This window comes from Streptomyces sp. NBC_00536 (genome assembly GCF_036346295.1).
In the GTDB taxonomy this organism is placed as follows: Bacteria; Actinomycetota; Actinomycetes; order Streptomycetales; family Streptomycetaceae; genus Streptomyces.
This window is the reverse complement of the sequence record NZ_CP107819.1, coordinates 7,847,031-7,870,092: the sequence shown is the minus strand read 5'-3', so window position 1 is coordinate 7,870,092 and position 23,062 is coordinate 7,847,031. Positions and strand designations below refer to the sequence as shown.

At 73.3% G+C, this 23,062-nt stretch carries 23 protein-coding genes; 10 read left to right on the top strand and 13 right to left on the bottom strand.

All coding sequences use genetic code 11. The features are described 5' to 3' along the window. Window positions 1–111: 111 nt before the first annotated feature. On the top strand, window positions 112–891 hold the full coding sequence (locus tag OHS33_RS33730) for a class I SAM-dependent methyltransferase (protein WP_330334215.1): 780 nt from the start codon (window positions 112–114) through the stop codon (window positions 889–891). Here OHS33_RS33730 and OHS33_RS33725 read toward each other — a convergent pair. After that, entirely contained in the window at window positions 845–1,930 is a 1,086-nt protein-coding gene (locus OHS33_RS33725; RefSeq protein WP_330334214.1) for a glycosyltransferase, read from the bottom strand. The two genes, OHS33_RS33730 and OHS33_RS33725, sit on opposite strands and share 47 nt — an antisense overlap. A 219-nt stretch (window positions 1,931–2,149) precedes the next feature. Here OHS33_RS33725 and OHS33_RS33720 point away from each other — a divergent pair, with 219 nt between their 5' ends. Beyond that, window positions 2,150–3,052 carry a hypothetical protein gene (locus OHS33_RS33720; RefSeq protein WP_330334213.1) on the top strand — a complete coding sequence of 301 codons (903 nt, stop codon included), beginning with the start codon at window positions 2,150–2,152 and terminating at the stop codon, window positions 3,050–3,052. A gap of 155 nt (window positions 3,053–3,207) precedes the next feature. After that, the gene (locus tag OHS33_RS33715; RefSeq protein ID WP_330334212.1) at window positions 3,208–3,618 is read left to right on the top strand and encodes a hypothetical protein; all 411 of its coding nucleotides are present in this window, start codon (window positions 3,208–3,210) and stop codon (window positions 3,616–3,618) included. Between the two features lie 51 nt (window positions 3,619–3,669). On the opposite strand, the gene OHS33_RS33710 is transcribed toward OHS33_RS33715, so the two are convergent. Next, entirely contained in the window at window positions 3,670–7,119 is a 3,450-nt protein-coding gene (locus tag OHS33_RS33710; RefSeq protein ID WP_330334211.1) for a tetratricopeptide repeat protein, read from the bottom strand. Between the two features lie 69 nt (window positions 7,120–7,188). Then, window positions 7,189–8,493: an MFS transporter gene (locus OHS33_RS33705; RefSeq protein ID WP_330334210.1), complete on the bottom strand. Its 1,305-nt coding sequence runs from the start codon at window positions 8,491–8,493 to the stop codon at window positions 7,189–7,191. Window positions 8,494–8,584: 91 nt separating this feature from the next. On the opposite strand from OHS33_RS33705, the gene OHS33_RS33700 reads away from it, so the two are divergent. Further along, entirely contained in the window at window positions 8,585–9,028 is a 444-nt protein-coding gene (locus tag OHS33_RS33700; protein WP_330334209.1) for a MerR family transcriptional regulator, read from the top strand. A 34-nt stretch (window positions 9,029–9,062) separates the two neighbouring features. Here the strand turns inward: OHS33_RS33700 and OHS33_RS33695 are convergent, their stop codons facing one another. The 4 genes from OHS33_RS33695 to OHS33_RS33680 form a co-directional block, all read right to left on the bottom strand. Then, entirely contained in the window at window positions 9,063–9,413 is a 351-nt protein-coding gene (locus OHS33_RS33695) for an ArsR/SmtB family transcription factor (RefSeq protein ID WP_330334208.1), read from the bottom strand. After that, window positions 9,410–9,856, bottom strand: a complete 447-nt coding sequence (locus OHS33_RS33690; protein ID WP_330334207.1) for an SRPBCC domain-containing protein — start codon at window positions 9,854–9,856, stop codon at window positions 9,410–9,412. Before OHS33_RS33690 ends, OHS33_RS33695 begins: the two co-directional genes overlap by 4 nt. Before the next feature lie 135 nt (window positions 9,857–9,991). Beyond that, entirely contained in the window at window positions 9,992–10,396 is a 405-nt protein-coding gene (locus OHS33_RS33685) for a DUF4440 domain-containing protein (RefSeq protein WP_330334206.1), read from the bottom strand. 52 nt (window positions 10,397–10,448) lie between these two features. Further along, a complete protein-coding gene (locus OHS33_RS33680) occupies window positions 10,449–11,105 on the bottom strand; it encodes an HAD family hydrolase (RefSeq protein ID WP_330334205.1) in 657 nt (218 codons plus the stop codon). Window positions 11,106–11,190: 85 nt separating this feature from the next. Here OHS33_RS33680 and OHS33_RS33675 point away from each other — a divergent pair, with 85 nt between their 5' ends. Then, on the top strand, window positions 11,191–11,961 hold the full coding sequence (locus tag OHS33_RS33675) for a maleylpyruvate isomerase family mycothiol-dependent enzyme (protein ID WP_330334204.1): 771 nt from the start codon (window positions 11,191–11,193) through the stop codon (window positions 11,959–11,961). A gap of 34 nt (window positions 11,962–11,995) precedes the next feature. On the opposite strand, the gene OHS33_RS33670 is transcribed toward OHS33_RS33675, so the two are convergent. Both OHS33_RS33670 and eno read right to left on the bottom strand, forming a co-directional pair. Next, the gene (locus tag OHS33_RS33670; protein ID WP_330334203.1) at window positions 11,996–12,475 is read right to left on the bottom strand and encodes a ricin-type beta-trefoil lectin domain protein; all 480 of its coding nucleotides are present in this window, start codon (window positions 12,473–12,475) and stop codon (window positions 11,996–11,998) included. Window positions 12,476–12,746: 271 nt separating this feature from the next. Beyond that, window positions 12,747–14,054, bottom strand: coding sequence for a phosphopyruvate hydratase (gene eno, locus OHS33_RS33665; RefSeq protein WP_330334202.1), 1,308 nt, complete (start codon window positions 14,052–14,054; stop codon window positions 12,747–12,749). A 163-nt stretch (window positions 14,055–14,217) separates the two neighbouring features. On the opposite strand from eno, the gene OHS33_RS33660 reads away from it, so the two are divergent. Beyond that, window positions 14,218–14,643 carry a MarR family winged helix-turn-helix transcriptional regulator gene (locus tag OHS33_RS33660; protein WP_330334201.1) on the top strand — a complete coding sequence of 142 codons (426 nt, stop codon included), beginning with the start codon at window positions 14,218–14,220 and terminating at the stop codon, window positions 14,641–14,643. 46 nt (window positions 14,644–14,689) lie between these two features. Here OHS33_RS33660 and nadE read toward each other — a convergent pair whose 3' ends face one another. Beyond that, entirely contained in the window at window positions 14,690–15,532 is an 843-nt protein-coding gene (gene nadE / locus OHS33_RS33655) for an ammonia-dependent NAD(+) synthetase (RefSeq protein WP_330334200.1), read from the bottom strand. Between the two features lie 159 nt (window positions 15,533–15,691). Here nadE and OHS33_RS33650 point away from each other — a divergent pair, with 159 nt between their 5' ends. Beyond that, on the top strand, window positions 15,692–17,350 hold the full coding sequence (locus OHS33_RS33650; RefSeq protein ID WP_330334199.1) for a lantibiotic dehydratase C-terminal domain-containing protein: 1,659 nt from the start codon (window positions 15,692–15,694) through the stop codon (window positions 17,348–17,350). A 93-nt stretch (window positions 17,351–17,443) separates the two neighbouring features. Beyond that, a complete protein-coding gene (locus OHS33_RS33645) occupies window positions 17,444–18,019 on the top strand; it encodes a hypothetical protein (RefSeq protein WP_330334198.1) in 576 nt (191 codons plus the stop codon). A 39-nt stretch (window positions 18,020–18,058) separates the two neighbouring features. Here OHS33_RS33645 and OHS33_RS33640 read toward each other — a convergent pair whose 3' ends face one another. Further along, on the bottom strand, window positions 18,059–18,532 hold the full coding sequence (locus OHS33_RS33640) for a VOC family protein (RefSeq protein ID WP_330334197.1): 474 nt from the start codon (window positions 18,530–18,532) through the stop codon (window positions 18,059–18,061). A gap of 228 nt (window positions 18,533–18,760) precedes the next feature. Between OHS33_RS33640 and OHS33_RS33635 the strand changes: the two genes are divergently transcribed. Then, entirely contained in the window at window positions 18,761–20,047 is a 1,287-nt protein-coding gene (locus OHS33_RS33635) for an acyltransferase family protein (RefSeq protein WP_330334196.1), read from the top strand. A 28-nt stretch (window positions 20,048–20,075) separates the two neighbouring features. Here OHS33_RS33635 and OHS33_RS33630 read toward each other — a convergent pair whose 3' ends face one another. Continuing rightward, window positions 20,076–20,483: a hypothetical protein gene (locus tag OHS33_RS33630; RefSeq protein WP_330334195.1), complete on the bottom strand. Its 408-nt coding sequence runs from the start codon at window positions 20,481–20,483 to the stop codon at window positions 20,076–20,078. Between the two features lie 65 nt (window positions 20,484–20,548). Next, the gene (locus OHS33_RS33625; protein ID WP_443065382.1) at window positions 20,549–22,018 is read right to left on the bottom strand and encodes an MFS transporter; all 1,470 of its coding nucleotides are present in this window, start codon (window positions 22,016–22,018) and stop codon (window positions 20,549–20,551) included. 101 nt (window positions 22,019–22,119) lie between these two features. Between OHS33_RS33625 and OHS33_RS33620 the strand changes: the two genes are divergently transcribed. Next, window positions 22,120–22,992: a helix-turn-helix transcriptional regulator gene (locus OHS33_RS33620; RefSeq protein WP_330334194.1), complete on the top strand. Its 873-nt coding sequence runs from the start codon at window positions 22,120–22,122 to the stop codon at window positions 22,990–22,992. Window positions 22,993–23,062: the final 70 nt, after the last annotated feature.

The window sequence follows — 23,062 nt, the reverse complement described above, 5'->3', positions numbered from 1 at the left end:
GGGTGAGTCCGGGCGTGGCACGCCCTGGCCCGTGACCCGTTGTGGAAGGGTCGCTTCCGCCGGATCGGCCGCGGTGAGCCGGCCACGGCGCTCCCGATCGAGGTGATGCGGATGTCGATGCCCCGCGACGACGCGTACGGCGCGTGGTTCTACGAGAGTCAGCAGGACGGCTCGGCCCGCTCGGCCGGGCGGGTGCTGCCACTGGTCTTCGATCTGGTGCGGCCCTCCAGCGTGGTCGACCTCGGGTGCGGCACCGGTTCCTGGCTGGCGGCCGCCCGCGCACTCGGCGTGGAGACGGTCCTCGGGGTCGACGGGGACTGGGTCGCCGAGAGCGCCCTGCGGATCCCGCCCGACCGCTTCCTGCGGCACGACCTCTCGCACCCGCTCCGGCTGGAGGGGACCCGGTTCGACCTGGCCATGACCCTGGAAGCGGCCGAGCACCTGGACCAGGGCCGCGCCGCCTCCCTGGTCGCCGATCTCTGCGCCCTGTCCGACGTGGTGCTGTTCTCGGCCGCGATCCCCGGCCAGACCGGCAGCGACCACCGCAACGAGCAGTGGCCGACCTACTGGCGCGAGCACTTCGGCCGGTGGGGCTACGAACTCGTCGACTGCCTGCGCACACGGCTCTGGGACGACCCGGAGATCGAACCCTGGTACGCGCAGAACGCCTTCCTGTACGTGAGCGCCGACCGCCTCGCCGCCGACGAGCGCCTGCGCGCGGCCGCGGCGGAGACGGGCCGGATGCCGCTGTGCGCGGTGCACCCCGGGCTGCTGGCCCTCTTCTCGAAGCCCTTCGCCCCCGCGGATCCGGCGCCCCCGGTGCGGCGCGCGGCGCCGCTGCGCTTCACCTCGCCGGCACCGCGAGACGCTCCAGGGCGAATCCGCGGTTGAGCACGGTCTGGCGCCGGTAGGAGTCCGGCAGGTCGGGCAGGGCGAGGAGCCGGTCGCAGGCCCGGACCGACTCCGCCGGCTCGCCCACCCAGTACGCGGTGATGGAGTACTCGAAGAGCAGGCCCCACCGGTACACCCAGGGCTGGGTGAACAGGATGTCGTCCGGCGCGGGCCGGTCCAGGCAGGCCCGCACGACGGCGTGGGCCGCCTGGTACCGGCCGAGCAGCCGCAGCCGCGAGGCCAGTTCGTAGCTCGCCTCCAGCCGCTCCGGCCGGGATTCCCAGGCACGGTTCAGCGCGTCCATCGCGGCGGGCCAGTCGGCCGGGTCCGCGCTGTCCCCGTGCAGCACGCCGACCTGGAGGAGCGACTGGTAGACCTCCTCCGGCCAGCCGCCCATGGCCGCGCGCCGCTCGTACAGGCGGATGGCCTCGGCGCGGTCGCCCATGTCCCGCATGGTCTGGGCGAGGTAGAAGACGGTCCGGCCGTTGGAGGGGTCCCGTTCCATCTCGGCGCCCAGCAGCCGGGCGTCCCGTTCGAACTTGTCGTGCTTGGAGCCGCCGTCGCCGTGGTCCTCGATCACCAGGGCGTCGAGGTGGACCACGTTGTCGCTGAGGTCGCAGGTGATGTACTCGTGGGTCACCCCCTCGTACCGCCACGGCAGTCTGCCGCTGACCAGGCGTTTGATGCGGTACTCGGTGGCGCCCTCGTGCCGGAGCAGGTACGAGTCCGCCACGAGCGGCGGCAGCGGCGCGTCCTCGCGCAGCACCAGGTCCGCGTCGAGCAGGAGCAGGTAGTCGGCCCTGCCGCGGGCGCGGGCGATGTTGAGGCTCCGGTTGTGCCCGAAGTTCACCCAGGGCTCCTCGTGGAGCTCGCCGGGGATCCCGTCGAGGGCACTGCGGATCAGCTGCTGGGTGCCGTCGTCCGAACCGGTGTCGGAGATGACCCAGGTGTCGATGTGGTCCCGTACCGAGGCCAGGCAGCGCTCGATGACTGCGGACTCGTTCTTCACGATCATGCAGAGGCAGATGGTCGGCTTCACGGCCGGACCCTACGGATCCCGCGCAGCGTACGGGGCACAGCGCGCCGTGCGACTGACCCGTGTGGCCCGCGGGAACGCACCCGGGTGGCCTCATGCACTGGGCCGAACAACTGATTGTCGGGCGCGGCAGCCGCCGTCGCCGGTGCCGGATCCCCACGATGGCTGCTGTCACCGGGATTCCAGTGACTATCCGATCAAATGCTTCACGAGGAGCGGTGCATGCGTCCTGAGGACAAACCCCGATCCACGCTGGGCCCGCTGCCCAAGCGATCCGGCTGGCTGACCGGCGGAACGTTCGCCTCGATCGCGCTGGTGCTGGCGGGGATCGCCTCGCCCGCCGTCGCGGCGGGCCAGGCGATCCAGGCGAAGGCCGCCGAGACCGCGGCCGTGAGTCCGCCGGGCGGTGGTGGCGGTGACGAGTGCGAGGAGTCGGGGCCGGACGCCGCGAAGACCAACGGGCACGAGCGGTGCCGCGGCCCCGAGGGCCCCCCTGGCCCCCGAGGACCGAAGGGCAATACCGGCCCGACGGGACCGGCGGGCCACACCGGGGCGACGGGACCGACGGGAGCGACCGGAGCGACGGGAGCGACCGGTGCCACGGGAGCGACCGGTGCCACCGGTGCCACGGGCGGCACGGGCGGCACGGGTGCCACGGGTGCGACCGGAGCCACCGGTGCCACAGGTGCCACGGGCGCCACGGGCGCCACGGGCGCGACCGGAGCCACCGGGCCGTGCATCGACATCGACAGCTATGCCCCCTCCAACAGCGAGTCGTACAGCGCCGCGGTCCGCAACGGCATCGCCTCTGCCGGGCGCGCGGCGCCCCGCGGCACCGGGGTCGCCTGGCAGAACCTCTCGACCATCACCGGCTATCCCAGCGGAGGTGACGCCGGTACCGCGTGCAGCATCTCGATCGAGGCCCAGGGCACCACCGCCTACGTCAAGGTCCTGACCACCACCGGCCGGGTCTACCAGCTGGCCATCGACATCACCGGCGGAACCTTCGTCCCCAACACGACGACGGGATGGGTGCTGCAGGCCGGCCCCGTCCGCAGCCACGGCCGCAGCGTGCCCTTCTCCAGCGAACTGTCCCACGGGTTCGCGCCGAACCGGACCGGCTGATCCGAAGTACCGCCCCAGCTCGAACGCCGCCCGCAGCCCCTGCGGGCGGCGTTCGCGCGACGGCAGCGGAACGTTAGCGAAACGCAAGCGGTGAACGGCAGGCTCGCACGAGTCAGCAGGCTCGCCTGCGCATCGCACCGAGGAGCAACAGGAACATGAAGAGGATCAGGGCCGCCGTTCTCGCGGCCACCATCCTGGCGGGCCTCGTGGTCGCGGCCTCGCCGGCCCAGGCCCTGAGCCACTGCAACGGGGAGGCCGGCGCGATCTACATCTGCGAGTACGGGGTCGCCACCCAGACGGCTCCCGACGGCTCCAAGCACCAGTTCCTCATCGGCACCGACCAGGCCGTGTGGACCCGCGACGCCAGCAAGAAGGGCCGGTGGTCCGGCTGGTACTCCATGGGCGGCGTCTTCACCGACAAGATCTACATCATCGACCGCTTCAGCGGGGGCGACCCCTGGGTGTTCACGCTGAGCATCCGGGGCGATGACGGCTACCAGTGGATCAACATCCGTGACCACGACGGCAACTGGGGCGGCTGGCGCCGTATGCCCGACCCGGACTAACCGGTCGCGGGCCGGGCCCCGCTTCGCGCGCGGCTCCGGCCCGGCGAGTGTTCAGCCCCGGTGGATCTCGACGGCTCGCGCGGTGGCCGCCGCGGCTTCTTCGGGGCGGCCCAGGCTCCGCAGGGCCGCGCCCCGGGCCGAGAGCGCCATGGCTTCCTCGGCCCGGTCCCCCGACTCGCGGGCCAGGCGCTCGGCCTGGTCCAGCGGGGTGAGGGCCTCGGCCGGGCGTCCCGCCCGGAGCAGCGCGGTGCCGAGTTCGGTGAGCGCCGGCGCGAGCAGCCTCGGTTCCCGGGTCTCGCTGAGCACGCCGACGGCGCGGACCGCGGCCGCGACCGCCTCCTCCGGCCGTCCCGCGAGGCCCAGGCAGGAGGCGAGGACGAGCCACGCTTCGCCCTCGCCGGACCGGTCGCCGAGCCCGTGGCGGAGGTCCACGGCGCGCTGGTACACGGCCACGGCCGCGCCGGAGCGTTCCGTGATGCACAGGGCCAGCCCGAGGCTCTTGCACGCCTCCGCCTCCCGGGCGGGGTCGTCGCACTCGCGCAGGATGTCCGTGGCCTCCCGGAGCACACTGACGGCGTACTCCGCCTCGTCCGTCTTGACCAGCGCGCTACCGAGGTTGACCAGCGCGAGCGCCCTGCCGTGGACGTCTTCCCTCCTGCCCAGGGTCACCGCGGCGTCGTGCAGTGGCCCGACGGCCTCACCGAAGCGGCCCGCGGCGTTCAGCACCGTGCCGAGCACGCTCAGCGCGCCCGCCCTGCCGTGCTCGTCCCGCAGCTCTGCGAAGAGGAGGACGGCGTGGCCGGCCGATGCCTCGGCCTCTCCGTAGCTGCCCGTCGCGACCAGGGAGTTGGCGAGATTGCACAACCCCCGGGCCTCGCTCCGCCGGTCCCCGTGCGCCCGTGACAGCGCCACCGTCTCCCGCTGGACGGCGACGGCGGCCTCGTACCGGCCGAGCTGGCGCAGGGCGATGCCGAGGTTGCCCAGGGCCATGCCGAGGAACCGGCCGTCACCCCGGTCCCGGCACAGGCGGACGGACTCCGAGAGGACGGCGATGGCCTCGTCGTACCGGTGCGCGTGCCGCAGGGCGACCCCGAGGTTCGACAGGGCGTTGCCCTCGCCGCCCGTGTCCCCCAACTCCTGGAAGATCGCGATCGCCTCACGGTGGCGGGCGATCGCCTCCGGGAACCTGCGGCTCAGCCGCAGGCAGTTGCCCGACTGGTCCAAAGCCCGTGCCTCAAAGCGCCGTTGTCCCGCGCTCCTCGCCGTGTGGACCGCGCTGTCGGCCACGACCGACCAGTCGTCGAGGTAGCGGTGCCGCTCGAACCATTCCCCGAGGTTGAGCCCGAGCATGAGCGTCCCGTCGGCCGGGCCGAAGGCAGTGCCGGAGGAGGCCACCAGGGTGACGTTGTGCCGTTCGTCCTCCAGCCAGGCCTGCGCCTGCGCGGGCGTGTCGAACCTGTCCGTGAGCGGGCCGTCCGGATCGGGGCGCAGCAGGGTGACGGCCGTCAGTGCCGTGATCCAGTAGTGGTCGAACAGCCGTCGGCGTACGGCGTCCCGCTCGTCCTCCCCCGCGCTCCGCTCCCCCGTCTCGTCGGCGTACAGGCGCAGCAGGTCGTGCATCCGCCAGCGGCCCCACGTCCGGCCGGGCTCGATCAGATGGGCGCGGCCCAACTCCTGCAGGAGCACCGCCGTTTGTTCCTCGTCCAGCGCGGCGAGGCGGGCGGCGGTCTCGGTGGACACGTCGGGTCCGGGATTGACGGGCAGCAGCCGGAAGAGCCGCGCCTGCTCCGCGGTCAGGTGCCGGTAGGACAGGTCGAAGGCGGCCCGCACGGCCCGGTCGCCCAGTTCGAGGCGGTCCAGCCGGGTGTGTTCGGCCTGGAGGGCGCGGCCGAGGTCCGCGGGCGGGCGGGTCGGGAAGTCCACGAGCAGCGCCGCGACGATGTGCAGCGCGAGCGGCAGCCCCGCGCACAACTCGGCGATCCGCAGGGCGGCTTCGGGGTCCGACTCGATCCGGGTGTCCGCGGGGCCGGCGTACCGCAGGGCCTCGCGGAGGAGGTCGACCGAGGTCGGCCCGTCCAGCACCTGGACCGCGAACGGGCGTGCGCCGACGGCCAGTTTGGTGCGCGAGGTGATGAGTGCGGGCGTCGCCGGATCGCCGGGCAGCAGGGGCCGCACCTGCTGCTCGCCGCCCGCGTTGTCGAGGAGCACGAGGGTCCGCAGGCCCCGCGCGGCCCGGGCGGCCAGGGTGCTGCGCAGCAGGGCGGAACGGGCGTCCGTACCGGGCGGGATGCCCTCGGCGGGGACGCCGAGGGTGCGCAGGAAGTCGTCGAGGACGTCGGCGGGGGTGGCGCGGCGCGCGGGGTCGGGGTCGTAGCCCGCCAGGTCGGCGAAGAGGAACCCGCCGGGGAACCAGCCGGGTTCGCGCAGCGCGCGTTCGGCGCTCTGCAGCACCAGCTCGGTCTTGCCGACCCCGGGCATCCCGACCACCACGCCCACCGTGGCCGCTCGCGCGGGGGCGGTGGGAGCCACTGAGGCTTCCGGTTCGGCCGGGGCCGGGTCGCCTCCGGCCGGGGCCGGGTCGCCGAAGGGTGCGAGCAGCGCGAGCAGGGCCTCGACGGCCGCCGCGCGGCCGGTGAAGGTCGTCGAGCGCGCGGGCAGTCCCGCCACGGTCTCTTCCACGGACGGCGGGGGCGGCGAGGACGGCGGGGGCGCCGATGGCGCGGCCTCCCCGGCGTCACCGGCCGTCCCTGCCGCCCCCGCCGCTCCGCCCACCGAGGGGCCGCCGGGGCCCGGGCCGGTCCGGGTGCGCAGGATGAGGCGACGCAGGGTGGTGAAGGTCCGGTGGTCCGCCGTGGTGGCCTTGAGGATGCCGGAATGGTCGCCGGGCAGGGCCGCGGCGTCGGGGAAGACGCTCTGCGCGGAGGCGGGCGACACGACTCCGTCGCTCTCTCCCGCGTAGACCGCGAAGGGGATCGGGCAGGTGCGTTCGGTGACTTCCCGCGCCCCCACGACGTCCCGCAGGACGGTCCTGAGGGTACGGGTGACCTGCTCGTTCAGCGGCCGCAGCTGGCTCTCCTGCGGGTGACCGGAGCCGAACAGTCCGCGGCGCAGCGACAGCATCAGCTCGGAGCCGTTGTTGGGGCAGGCCAGCATGACGACGGCCCGGATCCGGGCCAGTTCCCGCCCCCGCCCGTCGCCGAGCATGCGGGCCAGCAGCCGCTGGGCGACCAGGCCGCCCTGGCTGTGGGTGACCAGCATCAGTTCCTCGAAGCCGCCGGCCTCCGTGGCCAGGTACTCCCCCAGGCTGTCCGCCGCGGTGTCGATGCTCGGGTTCACCCGCAGCGGATGGAGCCGCCCCAGCCCCGTCGCGTACCCGAAGGGGAGCGTGTCCACGAACCCGAGGCCGTCGTCTCCGGCGATCAGCGCCCGGAGCGGATCCCAGGCGCCGGGACCCGACCGGAACCCGTGTACGAGCACCACGCCCAGCCGACGCTCTCCCACCCCGCGCACCCCTCCCCGAAGCCACCGGAGCACTCACGGTAACGGCCGGTGGGGAACCCGGTGCGCGGTTCACCGGAACCCGGTCTCCAGCGGGCCGGAACGGCTCCCCCGGGCCCGGCGGGCGCGCCGTACCCGCCGGTTCGCCCCGAGACCGAGCACGGCGGCGGCCACCGCGGCGAGGACCAGGGTCGCCATCCCCGAGGCGGCCAGGACCAGCCGGGGACCCATGACCGCGGTGAGGGGGCCGCCGAGGGCGGTGCCCACGGGACCGGCGGTGAGCAGGGCCGCGGCCCGGAAGGCCAGGACACCGGTCAGCCAGGGGGCCGGTGTGCGGTCCTGGAACAGGGTGAAGGACAGGGCGGTGAAGGGTCCGTAGATCAGGCCGCCCAGGCCGAAGCAGGCGAGGGAGACCGCCACGGGCACGCCCAGGCCGAAGGGCAGCAGGATCAGACCCCACCCGGCCACGATGGCCAGGGTGACGGGCCAGTGGGGAAGCCGGCGCAGGGCTCCGGCCGCCAGGGTGCCGAGCACGGCGCCCGCGCCGAAGGCGGTCCAGTACAGCCCGAGCGTGCTCGCACCGGCCCGGAGGTCGTCGGTGACGTGCAGCGGGAGGGCTACCTCCACCGGTCCGTAGAGGAAGTTGAAGAACCACGTCAGGGCGAGGGCGCCGAGGAGTTCGGGCCGCCCGCGCAGCATGCGCAGGACGCGGTCGCCCCGCGGGCGGCCGCCGTCGGCCGGGGGCTCCGCCGCCTCGGGCACCTCCGGGATCCGGGCGACCCGGACGGCGAGGAAGGCGAAGGACAGCGCGTCGAGACCGATGATCCAGGCCGGGCCGACGGCCGCCGCGAGGAACCCGGCGAGCGCGGGCCCGACGATGACGGAAGCCGACGTACAGGCGCTGACCAGCGCGTTCGCGGCGAGTCGCTGATCCGGGGGCAGCATGCGGGCGAACAGGGAGTACTTTCCCGCGCTCCCCCAGGCGTGCAGCACCGAGGAGGCGGCCAGGAGGCCGACGTACAGCACCGGGTGCAGCATCCCCAGCGCCCAGGCCAGGGGCACGGCGCCGAGGAGCAGGGCACGCAGGCGGCTGTCCACGGCCATCAGCCGCCGGGGATGCATCCCGCGCAGCCGGCGGCCGAAGAGCAGGGCCCCCGCGGCCCCGGGGAGCGCGTAGGCGGCGAGGGCCGCGCCGACGACCCAGGCGGACCGGCCGGGCGGCGCGATCAGGAGGGCCAGCCAGGCCACGGCGACCATGCTCATCCCGTCGCCGAGGTCGGAGGCCGCGAGTGCGGGCAGCAGGCGCCGGAACCCGGCGTGGGCGAACAGCGGCCGGTACGTGGGGGGCAGCAGGCGGGTCAGCGCGGGAGAGGTCACCCGCGCAGGCTCGCGGTTCAAGCCCGCTTGAAGTCAAGTGACGTCAAGAGGAGAGGATCAGGGAGGATCAGGAGCAAGAAGAGGGGGATCCATGGGGGGATTCGTGGAGGGATCCGCGGCGGGCCCGCTGCGGGGGCCGGTACGGGAGCTGGGCATCGGTGACCTCGCACGGCGGGTCAGGATGCGGGCGTCGGCCCTGCGGTACTACGAGGGCCTCGGCCTGCTGCCACCGGCCCGGCGGGTGGCGGGCCGCCGGGTCTACCCGGTGGGCGCGGTACGGCGGATCGCGCTAATCAGAATGGCGCAGCGGGCCGGGTTCACCCTGGCCGAGATCCGCCAGCTGCTGGACTCCGGCGCCGACCGCGGGGCCACCCGGCAGTGGCGGGCCCTCGCCGAGCGCAAGCTCCCCGAGCTGGACCGGTTCATCGAGGACGCGCGAGCGCTGCGCGATGCCGTCGCCGACTGTCTGGCGTGCGGGTGCATGAACTTCGACGACTGCGGGCTGCTCGCCTCCGGGACGGCCGCCGACGCCTGAGCCCCGGAGCCCCGGAGGGGCCCCGGGGCGGGTTTCAGGCGTCCCGCTCCGCCGCCTCGGCGATCCGCTTGACGTTCGCCAGCCGCCGGTCCCAGTCCGCGGCGAGCGTGGCCATCCAGCGGGCCGTGGCGTCCAGGGCGGCGGGCCGCACCGCGTAGCGCACCTCGCGTCCGACCCGCTCGCCGGAGACCAGCCCGGCGGCGTCCAGGACGGCGAGGTGCTTGACCACCGCCTGGCGCGACACGGGCAGGCCTTCGGCGAGGGTCGTCGCCGTGACCTCGCCGCGCGCCGCGAGCAGGTCGAGCAGTTTGCGTCGCGTGGGGTCGGCCAGGGCGGCGAGGACGCTGTCGACCGCCTCGTCGCCGGTGCGGCGCTCCTCCGTCACGCGGAGGGCTGCTCGGCGCGCTTCCTGAACGCGTCGAGCACCTGCGGCCAGCCGCCGGTGTTGTCCTTGAGCGCGCGGGCGCGCAGTTCTTCGGACCCGGCGAGGGCCGCGAAGCCGCTCTCGACGACGCGGAGCCGTGTCTTGTCGCCTTCGCGGCTGAGCGTGAACTCCACGAGGGTGCTGTTGTCGTCGTTCAGGTCCTGCCCCGGGAAGGCACTGGCCCAGCGGTACGCGAGGTAGGTCGGCGGTTCGACCTTCTCCACCCGTACCGGGAAGTCCCCGTACTCGGCGTTCCTCGCCACGGTCACCTCGCCCTCCTGCGCCGGGCCGCCGGTCGGCTGCGCCTCGTCCGCCACCCAGAAGCCCGGTTCGGCCACGAGCGACCAGACCCGTTCCAGAGAGGCTTCGATCAGGGTTTCGCGTTCGATCCGGTTCTCACTCATGAGTGCATTCCTCACGTCGTCACCAGTAGATGCAACTCCAGGGTTGCACGTGAGCCCGCAGCGACGCAACCGGAGAGTTGCACGAGAGGGTGGACCGGCGGCGGTGGGAGGTGCGGTGGAGGAGTGCGGAGGCGGCTACGCGGCGGGCTGGTCGTACCAGGAGAAGGCCGCGATGCGCCAGCCCTCGGTGGTGCGGACGAACTGGATCGTCTTCGTCCCGCCGCCTTCGAACGGCTCGCCGTCCAGGACTCCGGACTTGCGGTACTCACCGAACCTCGACGCGATGTCACCCGTGATGTCGGTCCGCTCGGAGGTCTCCCACTCGCTGAACTCGACCAGCCGGCCGCCCGTCAGCAGTCGGCGGCGGGGTTCGATGAACTCGTCCACGCTGTAGACCGTGAAGTCCGGTCCGGTCATGACGATCACGCCGCCCGGCAGGACCAGCCGACGGAGACGCTCCAAGTCGGCGGTCTTTCCTGCCCTGTTGTCGAAAGCCCCGAAGAACTCAGCGGTCACCACGTCGATTTCAGCCTTGGACATGGCGCGACACTAACACGGCCGCACGCCCCCTCCCCTGGTCAGGCCACCGCGGTCACCGGCCCTCCCCGGCGATGAGGACGGGCAGCTCGCGCATGTCGTCGAAGACGATGGTGCCGGGGCCCTCCAGCCGTTCGGCCGGGGTGAGTCCGCCCACGTAGCCGAAGGAGCGCATCCCGGCGGCGCGGGCCGCCTGGACGCCGGGCCTGCTGTCCTCGACCACCACACAGGCCGCGGGGTCGACGCCCATCCGCCGCGCCGCGTGCAGGAAGAGGTCGGGGGCGGGCTTGCCGCGCGAGACCTCGGTGGAGCTGAAGATGTGGCCCGCGAAACGCTCATAGAGCCCCGTGACACCGAGGGTGTGGCGCATCTTCTCGTGCGAGCCGCTGGAGGCGACGCAGACCGCCTCCGTGATCCCGGCCAGCGCCTCGGGCAGCCCATCGACCGCTTCGAGCCCGGCATCGACCGCCTCCCGGTGGCGCAGCATGAGCTGCTCCCACCAGAGGTCGGCCGTCTCCGCGCCCAGCCGCTGCGCTATCTGCTCGCAGATGGACTGCTTGGAGCGGCCGATGAACCGCTCGACGACCTCGTCGGGGGTCAGCGGCCAGCCCAACTCCGCACCGAGGTCGACCTGGAGGCGCTGGGCGATGCGTTCGCTGTCGACGAGCACCCCGTCGCAGTCGAATATCACGAGTTCAACCGGCTTGATCATCCGCGCATCATACGGTCGCCCCCGTCCATGACCTGGGCGCCAGGTGGGTTAGCGTCGACGACGACACGACCAGGAAGGACCAGATATGAACCCCACCCAGCACGTCACGGCCGTCGCGGCGGAGAGCGCGCGCTTCGTCGCCGCGGCCAAGGGTGCCGACCCCGCCACCCCGGTGCCGTCCTGCCCGGGCTGGACCCTGGCCGACCTGACCCGGCACACCGGGAGCGTGCACCGGTGGTTCAGCGTGCTGCTGAGGCAGCGCATCCAGCAGCCGCCGACCAGCCGCGACGTGGAACTGTCCCTGCCGGAGACCGCCGCCGACTATCCCGACTGGCTGGCCGAGAGCGCGGCGCGGTCCGCGGAGGTGTTCGCCGCCACCGACCTGGACGCGCCCATGTGGGCCTGGGGACTCGACCAGCACGCCCGGTTCTGGGTCCGCCGCATGCTCTTCGAGACCCTCGTGCACCGGGTCGACGCCGAACTCGCGCTCGGCCTCACACCGCGCATCGATCACGCGCTGGCGGTGGACGGCATCGACGAGTTCCTCACCAACCTGCCGTTCGCCTCTTTCTTCGCGCCCGGGACCGCGGCCCTGCGCGGACCCGACCGGACCCTCCTCTTCCGCTGCACGGACGGCGATGACGGCTGGCTGGTCCGCCTGCGCCCCGACGGCTTCGGCCTGGTGCCCGGGGGCGCCGACCTCACCGACCCGGTGAAGGCGGACGCCACGGTCGAGGGGACGTCCGCCGATCTGCTCCTGCTCCTCTACGGCCGCCTCGACCGCACCAGCGAGGCCTTCCAGCAGCTGGGCGACGAGGACCTGCTCACCCTCTGGTTCACCCACTCGGCCTTCTAGCGCCGAACCGGCCGCGGCGGGGCGGGGCGGGCGGTCAGGCGGCGGCGAGGCTGATCTGGTCGTTGAAGATCACCCAGTGCTGGCCGCGGTCGGCGGTGTCGCACGGCTTGGTCGAGAGGTTCGGGGTGTTCCAGGCGTTGGCGAAGCAGTAGGCCGGAGCGTAGGTGAGGGAGATCTGCTGGCCCGAGACGGTCCAGTACTGGCCCTGGTCCTTGGGGTTGCACGGCTTCACCGAGACGGCCTGGGCGTTCCAGGTGTTGGCGAGACAGTAGCCCCGCGCGTTGCTGAGGGAGATCTGCTGGCCCGAGACGGTCCAGTGCTGGCCTCGGTCGGCGGAGTCGCACGGCTTGGTGGAGATGTTCGGGGTGTCCCAGGCGTTGGCCAGGCAGTAGAGGCCGGGAGCGCGCAGGGACGGGGTCGCGGTCTCGGCGGCCTGCGCCCCGACGGCCGGCAGGACGGAGGCGGTCAGGGCCAGCGTGGCGAGAGCGAGCGTGTGACGCAGTGCGATTGCCATGGGGCGGGATCCATTCGTTCTGCGGGTGGGTGATGCGCGCACGACCACGAGGGGATTCCCCCACTCGGGTTCGAGCGCAGGGCAATTGGTAGCACCACCCGTGTATGGGCCAATGGTTTCTGCGCGGCGCGTTCATTCCAACGAGTTCGTATGAACGATGATCGGACGGGCGTCCCGGCCCTTCCCTCCGCCCGGCGGGCGGACCGCCCCCGGCACGCGAGCGGGCCCCGATCGTGATCGGGGCCCGCGTGGTTCCGCTTCCGCCTGCCGGTTACGCCCGGCGCAGTGCGGAGCGGCCCGCGTAGCGGGCCGAGGCGCCCAGTTCCTCTTCGATCCGGATCAGCTGGTTGTACTTCGCCGTGCGGTCGGAGCGGGAGAGCGAGCCGGTCTTGATCTGACCGCAGCCGGTCGCCACCGCCAGGTCCGCGATGGTGGTGTCCTCGGTCTCGCCCGAGCGGTGCGACATGACGGCCGTCCAGCCCGCCTGGTGGGCCGTGGCCACCGTGGCCAGCGCCTCGGTCAGGGTGCCGATCTGGTTGACCTTGATCAGGACCGAGTTGCCGACGCCGGTACGGATGCCCTCGCGCAGCAGCGTCTCGTTGGTGCAGAACACGTCGTCGCCGGTGAGCTGGCAGCGGTCGCCGACGCGGGCGGTCAGCTCGCGCCAGCCGTCCCAGTCGTTCTCCGCCATCGGGTCCTCGATGGAGACGATCGGGTAGGCGTCGATGAGCTTGGTCAGGTAGTCGACGTTCTCGGAGGGGGTGCGGCGCACGCCCTCGCCCGCGTAGTCGTACACGCCGTCGCGGAAGAACTCCGAGGACGCCGGGTCCATGATCAGGCCGATGTCCGTGCCGGGGCGGTAGCCGGTGCGCTCGATGGCGGCCATCACGAAGTCGAGGGCTTCCTCGGCCGTGCGCAGCGCGGGCGCGAAGCCGCCTTCGTCGCCGACGCCCGTGGAGTGGCCGGCGGCCAGCAGGTCGCGGCGCAGGGTGTGGAAGACCTCGCTGCCCATGCGGACGGCTTCGGCGAAGGTGTCCGCGCCCACCGGCGCGATCATGAACTCCTGGAAGTCCAGCGGGTTGTCGGCATGGGCGCCGCCGTTGACGATGTTCATCATCGGCAGCGGCAGGAGGTGGGCCTCGGCGCCGCCGAGGTAGCGGTAGAGGGGCTGGCGGTGGGCGGCCGCGGCGGCCTTGGCGGCGGCGAGGGAGACGCCGAGGATCGCGTTGGCGCCGAGCCGGGACTTGGCTGCGGTGCCGTCGAGAGCGACCAGAGCGGCGTCGAGACCCGCCTGGTCCGCCGCGTCCCGGCCGCGCACGGACTCCGCGATCTCGCCGTTGACGTGGGCCACCGCGCGGTCGACACCCTTGCCGTGCCAGCGCGCGGAGTCCCCGTCGCGCAGTTCCACCGCTTCCCGGGCGCCGGTGGAGGCGCCGGAGGGGACGGCCGCGCGCCCCAGGGAGCCGTCCGCGAGGACGACGTCCACCTCGACCGTGGGGTTGCCCCGGCTGTCGATGATCCGGCGGGCGGTGACGGTCTCGATGGTGGCGCTGACGGTTCCCACTGCCTTTTCGGACATGGTGGTTCCTCCCCGTTGTCATGTGCCGTGGCCCCGGCTGCGACGACGCTGGCGCTGAGCCCGACGAGACCAAACCTTACAGCAATGCTGTTCAGTTCTGCTGTACAGCATTGCTGTACTGGTCAGGTGCACAGCAATGCTGCACAACGGGGTAAAGTGCCGTATGCCCACCTCGGAAGCCGCCGCCGCCATCGCCGCCGAACTGCGCACCGCGATGGGGAAGCTCACCCGACGCGTCACCCACGAGGACCGCATCCCGCTGGGCCAGGTCGCCGTGCTCGGTGTGCTCGACCGCGACGGCGCCATGACCACCAGCGATCTCGCCACCGATCAGCGCGTACGCCCGCAGTCGATGGCCCGGGCGGTGGGGCTGCTCATGGAACAGAACCTGATCACGCGCCGGGCGCACCCCACGGACGGCCGCAAGTCGCTGGTCGAGCTCACGGACGACGGCCGGGCCGCGCTCGAAGCGGAGCGCGGCCGCCGGGTCGGCTGGCTCGCCCAGGCCATCGAGGCCGAACTCACGGATGAGGAACGGGCGTTGCTGGCGCGCAGCGCCGCCCTGCTGGAGCGGCTCGCCACCCGCTAGCGGAGTCCGGTGAGGGGCGGGGTGCGCGGCTGCGGCTACCGGTCGGTCAGTTCCGCCACCAGTCATCGAGCGGAGTGACCGGGACGGTCCGCTTGTGCCGGGTCGCGAGGAAGATCGACTCCAGCTTCGCCGCAACCCCCGGCGCGACCTCGCAGCCCTCCAGGTAGTCGTCGATCTGCGCGTACGTGAGGCCGAGTGCCACCTCGTCGGGCAGCGCGGGCCGGTCGTCCTCCAGGTCGGCGGTCGGCACCTTCTCCCAGGCACTCGGGGGTGCGCCCAACTCCTGGAGCAGGGCCGCCCCCTGACGCTTGGTCAGACCGGTGAGCGGGGTCACGTCGACACCGCCGTCGCCGAACTTGGTGAAGAAGCCGGTGACCGCCTCCGCCGCGTGGTCGGTGCCGACGACGAGCATGCCGAGCTGTCCGGCGATCCCGTACTGGATCACCATCCGTTCGCGGGCCTTGATGTTGCCGCGCACGAAGTCCCGCAGGGTGGGCTCCTCGCCCAGCAGCTCGCGCAGGCCGAGTGCCGCCTCGGCGGCCACGGCGTCCGTGCTCGGCTTGACGTTCACCGCGATCGACCGGTCCGGCCGGATGAAGCCCAGCGCGATCTGCGCGTCGTGCTCGTCGGCCTGGACCCCGTAGGGCAGCCGCACGGCGACGAAGGTCGCCTCGTGCCCCTCGGCGCGCAGCTCCTCGGCGGCCAGCTGGCACAGCCGGCCGGCGAGCGTACTGTCCTGGCCGCCGCTGATCCCGAGGACGAAGCCCTGGGCCGGGGTCGACCTCAGATAGTCCTTGAGGAAGTCGACCCGCTGCCGGATTTCGACTTTGGGCACGACGTTCGCCTTGACCCCGAGATCGACGAGGATCTGCTCCCTTAGGTTCACCATCCACGTACTGTACTGGCCTGAATCCGGCCGCGGAAAACCGGTCGCCCCGACCACTGAGGGCTCGTACCGGCTCGGCAGGACCGCCGCTCCACCGCGCCACGAGAACCTGCACCTGCGCCCTGACCACTGTTCGCCCGCTCGCCGCCGAGGAGATCCTCCGTGCCGTCCACATCCGGTCCCGAACACCCCTGGCTGAGCCTGCACTTCGTCCTGCGGACCGAGCCGGGGGCGGCCGACGCCTTCCTCGTGGAGGAGGTCGCGCCACTGCTGGACGGCCTCGTCCGTACGGGCGGGGCCTCGGCCTGGTCGTTCACACGCCGGTACGCGGGCGGCGGCGGCCCGCACCTACGAGTACGGGTGCACGCCGCGGAACGGGGCGCGGTGGCGGAGCTGAAGCGATCGAAGTGGGTGTTACCGGGCACGGACGTCCAGGACGTCCCCGAGGCCTCGGAGGTCACCGAGGACTCCGTGGCCGAACCGGACGGGATCGCCGTGTGCGCCTCCCGGATCGCGGTCGAGGTGGTCTCCGCGACGGAGCGCGGCAGCGGGCGGCTGGCCGCGGCGGCCGATCTGACGCACGCGACGGCCTGGGCCCTGGGGATGGACCGCTTCGAGAGCGCGCGCTGGCTGCGCGGGCACGCGGCGGGCGACGCGTCCGGAGAGGTGGCCCGGCTGCCCGGAGCGGTGGTGCACGCGCGGGTGAACGCGGTCCACGCGGCGCAGCGCGAGAGCCTGGCCCGGCGGGCCGCGGCCCTGCGCGAGGACCTGGGGCGCGGCGCCGCCGCGGGTCCGGTGGCGCGCTGGGCGGCGGCGGTACGGGAGACGGACATCCGGGAGACGGCCGTCCAGGAGGCAGCCATCCAGGAGGCCACCGTCCGGGAGGCCGGTCCGGGCATCGGCGGCGGCGCCGACGGCGATGCCCGGGCGCGGGAGCGGGTGTGGGCGGCCCGGCTGCACCGGCTGTTCGACCGGCTCGGCGCGGCGCCCGACGAGGCCCGGGCCGTGTGCCTGCTCGCCGCCCACGCCCTCCTCGATTCCGGGCAGCCGGGCTCGTACTTCCCCGAGGGGCATCTGGCCGCCGACCGTCAGTACCTGGAGCGGAGCGCGTTCCGGATCGGCCGGGAGCACGAGATCGTTCCCCGCCACGCGCCCCCGGAGGAACTGCCCGCCGGGCCCGAAGTGGCGCTGCCCGCCGGGCCGCTGCCGGACATCGCCCTACGGGCCGCCGTCACCGGGCGGCGCACCGTCCGGGGGAGGCTGACCGGGCCGCTGACGGCGGCCGGGCTCGGCACGCTGCTGTGGGGTGCCCACGCGGTCAGCCACACGACGGGCTCGGAGCCGCCCGTCCCGCACCGCCCCTATCCGAGCGCGGGGGCCCTGTACACGGCCGGACTGCGGCTCTTCGCCCTCCGGGTGGACGGGCTGGCTCCGGGCACCTACCACTGCGTGCCCGAGCGGCGTGCGCTGCGGCGCGTGGCGGACGTACCCTCCCTCGACGAGATCAAGGCGCTGTCGGCTTACACGTCCGCGCCGCCCGACGACCCGCGCACGGTGGTCGTGGACGACTCCCCCGCGGTCCTCGGCCTGTACGTGGACCTGGGCCGGCTCCGGCAGCGGTACGGTCTGCGGGCGCTGCGGATGGGGCTGCTAGAGGCCGGTCACCTGGCACAGTCCCTGCTGCTGACGGCATCGGCGCTGGGGCTGGTGACGACCCCGCTGGGCGGTTTCCGCGACGACCTGGCGCACGAGCTGTTCGCCCTGGACGGCCTGGACCGGCCCCTCCAGTACCTCCTCCCCCTGGGCCGCGCGTCCCGATAACGGCTCGCGCCGGGTCGCGCGCGGCGGCTACCGTACGCGGGCCCGTGGCAGGGCCGCGGGGGGGTGCTTCATTCACGTGGAGGGGGACGCGCGGTGAGCGGGGAAACTACGGAATCCGAAGAGACCGAAGAGACCGGGGAAGCCGGGGAAGCCGGGGAAGCGGAAGAGGCCGGGGCGTCCGGCGGACAGCCGGAGCCGGTGTGGCTCGTGGCGGCGAACGTCGTGTGGTGGCGGCGGTACGGGGCGGGCGGGCAGCAGTTGCGGCGCGGGACGAAGTCCTTCCGGGGCGGGGCGAAGGTGTACGTCATGGACTCGCACTGGGGTCCGGGCAGCGAGCAGAGCACCGTCATCGGACGGGAGCGGAACACCGGCCGGTGGATCGTCATCGACATGGCGACCCGGAACCTGCACAGCTTCCGCCCGCGGTACGTGCACACGCCCCGGGTGCTGGAACGCTTCCACGGGTCGAGGCGCCGCCCGCCGTGGGACCAGGAGCGGGCGGCCCAGGTCGCCAAGGCCCTGGAGGAGTGGGCGCGCGAGTACCGGGCCGAGGGGTGGCGCGGCTCCGAGCACCCCGAGCGCTGTCTGTGCCACGCCTGCCTGACCGGCGAGCCGAAGGTGTTCGTGCCCGCGCCCGCCGGGGAGGGCGGGAGCGCGTCGTCCGGCTGATCTCCCCGGCGCGGGCGGGCGGCCCGTCGGCGCGCGCCCTCAGTGCGCGCCGTCGGCGAAGCGGCGCTCCAACTCCCCTTCGGGCAGGTCCTCCAGATGGGTCAGGAAGACCCACAGGTGCCCGAACGGGTCGCGGAGAATGGCGTTCCGGTCTCCGTGGAACTGGTCCTCGGGCTCCCGCACCAGCTCGGCGCCCGCCGCGACGGCCGCCGCGGTGAGCGCGTCCACGTCCGGGACGAAGACGTGCAGCGCGACCGTGGTGCCGCCCAGGCCGTCCGGCGCGACGAACGGTCCTTCGGAGGTGTCGCCGAGCATCAGCACGGCCCCGGCGATCCGGATCTCAGCGTGCAGGACCCCGCCGTCGGGGCGGTCGAGGCGGAACTCCTCGACCGCGCCGAAGGCCCGTCCGTAGAAGGAGAGCGCCGCGGCCGCGTCGGACACCATGATGTGCGGCACCACGGCGGTGCGGTAGCGCTCGGGGATGACGGTCTGTGCTGCCTCGTGAGTGGTCATGTCCGAGACCGTAGGACCTCGACTTTGCTTGAGGTCAAGGGCTGTTGGCGGATGTGGCGGGACCGCCCCGCGCGCGGTCAACCGGCGGAACCGGCCACGCCGGACTTCTTGAGCGGTCCACGAGCGGCCGACGGTACAAAGGCGCTGTACCTGCCGACCAGGGCTGGGCCGTCCCAGGCCGCACCACGCCGGATGCACCGCAGGACCACATCCCAGAACGGAAGCCCCATGGCCACTGACCACGTACTGCCCGGTTCTGCGCCGGCCCGCACGAGCGCGGCGCCACCCCGCGGGAGCACCGCACCGGCCCCCGCGGGCACCGCTCCCGCCCGCGTCACCGCCCCGGCCGCCGCCGCGCCGCAGCGCCCCCGGACTCCCCGGCTGGACTCCCTCACCGGCCTGCGGTTCCCGGCCGCGCTGGCCGTGTTCGCCCACCACGCCTTCCTCCCCATACCCCCGCTGCGGCTGCTGGGCGACGACGGCACCGAGAACCGGCTGGCCCACTGGTTCGCGCAGGCGGGCGGCCTCGGCGTCTCGTTCTTCTTCGTGCTCAGCGGGTTCGTCCTGACCTGGTCGGCCCGGGACCGGGACACCACGACGGCGTTCTGGCGGCGCAGATTCGTCAAGATCTATCCGACCTACGTGGTCACCTGGGCGCTGGCCCTGTCGCTGTTCGCCCTGTACTACACCTCCGCGGGCGTCGCGGTCGCCAACCTGTTCATGGTGCAGGTGTGGTGGCCCGAGTACATGACCAACTTCAGTGTGGACGCCCCGAGTTGGTCGCTCGCGGTGGAGGCCGTCTTCTACCTCTGCTTCCCGATGCTGCTCAAGGCCTTCCGCCGCATCGATCCCGGCCACCTCAAGTACTGGATCACCGGTGCGATCGCCGCGGTGGTGGCCACCCCCGCGCTCGCCTACGCCCTGTTCCCGAGTGACCCGCGGATCCCCAGCGGTCACGACAGCTCGGTCTCCCAGTACTGGTTCAGTTACGTGCTGCCCCCGGTCCGGATGGTCGACTTCGCGCTCGGCATCCTGGTGGCGCTCGCCGTGAAGCACGGGCGCTGGCGCAACATCGGCATGATCTGGTCGAGCCTGCTGCTGGCGGCCGGGTACTGGCTGACCTTCCACGTGCCGTACCTGTACGGGCAGCGCGCCGTGATGATCCTGCCGATCGTGCTGCTGATCGCGGCCACCGCGCTCGCGGACGTCGAGGGCCGCACCAGCCTGTTCCGCAACCGCACGATGGTGTGGCTGGGCGAGATCTCCTTCGCCTTCTACCTGCTGCACTACATCACGATGTGTTCGCTGCGCTGGGCGCTCGGCGCGGACGCGATGTACTCCCTTCCGGTCACCCTCGCGATGCTGGCGGGCGTGGGCGTGGTCACCGTGCTGATGTCCTGGGGGCTCTTCGCCTGGGTCGAGAACCCGCTCGTACGCCGCTTCAGCCGGTCGCGGTCGAAGTCGCAGTCGCAGTCGCAGTCGCAGTCGCAGTCGCAGGGCACGAAGGCGGGCTGAGCCGGCCGGGGCCCCCGCGGCCCTGGCCTCAGGGCATCTCGTCCGGGTCGCAGCTGGCCCGGCGCAGGCCGATGGTCCGCAGGGCGCGCATCAGCCCGTCGGTGTCCCCCTCCCGGACCACGTGCACGGCGCCGTCCACGGCGAGGGCCGCCAGCGTCCCGCCGGCCGATGCGCCCGGCGACGTACGCAGGACCACTCCGCTCGGCGGGTCCAGGGCGCGGACCCCGTGGAAGACGTCCAGGGCCCCGGGATCGGCTTCGAGGCCGGCGGGTACGGCGAGCACGGTGATGTCGGGGAGCAGGACCCGGGCGTGGGCGAGGGCGACGGCGGGGGCGTGGGCGTGGGAGATGACCTGGAAGTGCGGGTTGCTCTGGATCCGCGACCGCAGCCGCTCCAGTTCCGCGCCCTCCGGTACGCCCACCACCAGGACCGTCATCACAGTCCCCATCCTCCGTCCGGGCGCCGCCCCCGGCCAGGCAGGGGCCGGGGCCGGGGCGGGGTTCAGCGCATGACGCGCGGCAGGCGCAGGCTCAGCAGGCACGTCAGCGCGACCATCCCCAGCTGTACGGCGAGGGTGACGGCGAAGGCGTCGCGCATCCCCAGGGACGGGGTCAGGGCGAGGAAGAGGCTGCCCAGGGTCGCGACGCCCAGGGCGAGCGCCGACTGCTGGGTGGTGACCATGACCCCGCCGCCCACACCGGCCCGGTCGGCCGGTACGTCGGAGAGCATCAGCCGCATCAGGACGGGCAGCTGGAGGCCCTGGCCGAGGCCCGCGACGGCGACGCCGGGGGCGATCCCGGCGAGGCCGAGGTCCGGCCAGTCCCGCAGCACCGCCAGGAGCAGCAGCCCCATGCCGACGGCCTGGAACACGCCGCCCGCGGTGACGACGCGGGTGCCGAAGCGGCTGACCAGGCGGGGTCCGGCGAGCGAGGCCGCGAAGAAGGACACCGCCATCGGCACCAGGGCGAGTCCGGCCGCCACCGGTCCCATCCGCAAGCCCTGCTGGAGGGCCACGGCGACGACGAACATGAAGCCGCTGAATCCGATCGAGAACGGCACGACCATCACCAGCCCCCGCCGCAGCGAGTCGAGGCGCAGCAGGCTCGGCGGCACCAGCGGGGTCCGGCCGAGCCGGTCCAGGCGGCGCTCGGTGCGGTAGAAGGCGGTGGCCGCGAACGGGAAGACCGCCAGGGAGACCCACGTCCACAGCGGCCAGCCGGTCGCGCGGCCCTCGGTCAGCGGCAGCAGCAGGGACACCAGCGAGAGCGCGAGCAGCAGGGTGCCGCGCACGTCGACGGAGGCGGGGCGCTCGGAGCGGGTCTCCGGTACCGCGCGGACCGCGAGGACCAGTCCGAGGAGCACGACCGGCACGTTCACCAGGAACACCGACCGCCAGCCGGAGCCCGCCACGTCGGCGGCGACCAGGACGCCGCCCAGGATCTGCCCCGCGACCATGGACAGCCCGGCGGTGGCCCCGTAGAGGCTCATCGCGCGGGCGCGGCGCGGTCCCTGGGTGGTGGCCTGGATGGTGGCGAGCACCTGCGGCAGCATCATCGCGGCCGCGGCTCCCTGGGCGACCCGCGCGCCGACCAGGGTCCAGGCAGTGGGCGCCAGTCCGCAGGCGAGCGAGGTGAGGCCGAAGGCGGCCATGCCGATGAGGAAGAGCCTGCGCCGCCCGGCCGTGTCGCCGAGGCGGCCGCCGAGGACGAGGAGGACGGCGTAGGCGACGCCGTAACCGCCGACGACCAGCTCCAGCATGGCGGGACCGGCCGCGAGGTCGGTGTCGATGGCGGGCAGCGCCACATTGACGATGAAGAAGTCGATCAGTGGCAGGGCGGCGCCCAGCAGCACCGTGAACAGCCCGAGCGGGCTCATGGCCGCGGGGCCCGGGGCGCCCGGGGAGCCGGAGGGGTCCGGCGCGGTGGCGCGGGGGGAGGGGTGGGTCGTCGTACGTACCGTTGTGTCGCTCACGCAGGAGACGATCCTCCGGTCGTGAGCCTGGTACCAGAGTCTCTTTATCCTGGTACCAGGAGCACCTGGCAACCGGATGAGCGGTGCGGCACCCTGGGACCATGACCACTGTGGCCCCCGATACGGACGTACGCCGGCACGAACTGGCCGAATTCCTGCGCAGCCGCCGGGAGCGCATCACCCCGGAGCAGGTCGGGCTGCCGCGCGGCCGCCGCCGTCGCACGCCCGGGCTGCGCCGCGAGGAGGTCGCCCAGCTCTCCGCCGTGGGCGTCACCTGGTACACCTGGCTGGAGCAGGCCCGCGAGATCCAGGTCTCCCAGCAGGTGCTGGACTCCCTGGCGCGGGCGCTGCTCCTGGACGCGAGCGAGCGGACGCACCTGTTCGCGCTGGCCGGGAGCCCCGATCCGACTCCGCACGCGCCGTGCCCGACCGTCACCCCCGCCCTGCGGGCGCTGCTCGACCAGCTGGGGCCGGTGCCCGCGGTGGTGCAGAACAGCCGGTACGACATCCTGGCGTACAACGCGACGTACGGGCGGCTGCTGTGCGACATGGACCGGGTGCGGCCCGAGGACCGCAACTGCATGTGGCTGGCCTTCACCAACGAGGAGTGGCGGGCGACGGTCGTCGACCGCGCGGAGGTGAACCGGGTGATGGCGGCCAAGTTCCGGGCCTCCATGGCGGAGCACCTGGCCGAGCCCGCCTGGAAGACGCTGCTCGCGCGGCTGGAGGCGGCGTCACCGGAATTCCGCGAGGTGTGGGCGCGGCACGAGGTGGTCGGCCAGGGCGGCCGGTCGAAGTACCTCCGCAATCCGCTGGTGGGGCTGCTCCACCTGGAACACACGAACCTGTGGCTCGGACCGGCGGCCGGATCGCGGCTCATCACCTACACGCCGCTGGACCCGGAGACCCGCGAACGGCTGGAGCGCCTGGAACGTGTGGCGTCGGCCGCGCCGGTCCTCGCCGGGCGGAGCTGAAGGGGCTGAGCTGAAGGGGCTGAGCTGAAGCGGTGGTCGAGGGGCCGGGGGGGACGCCCCCGGCCCGGCC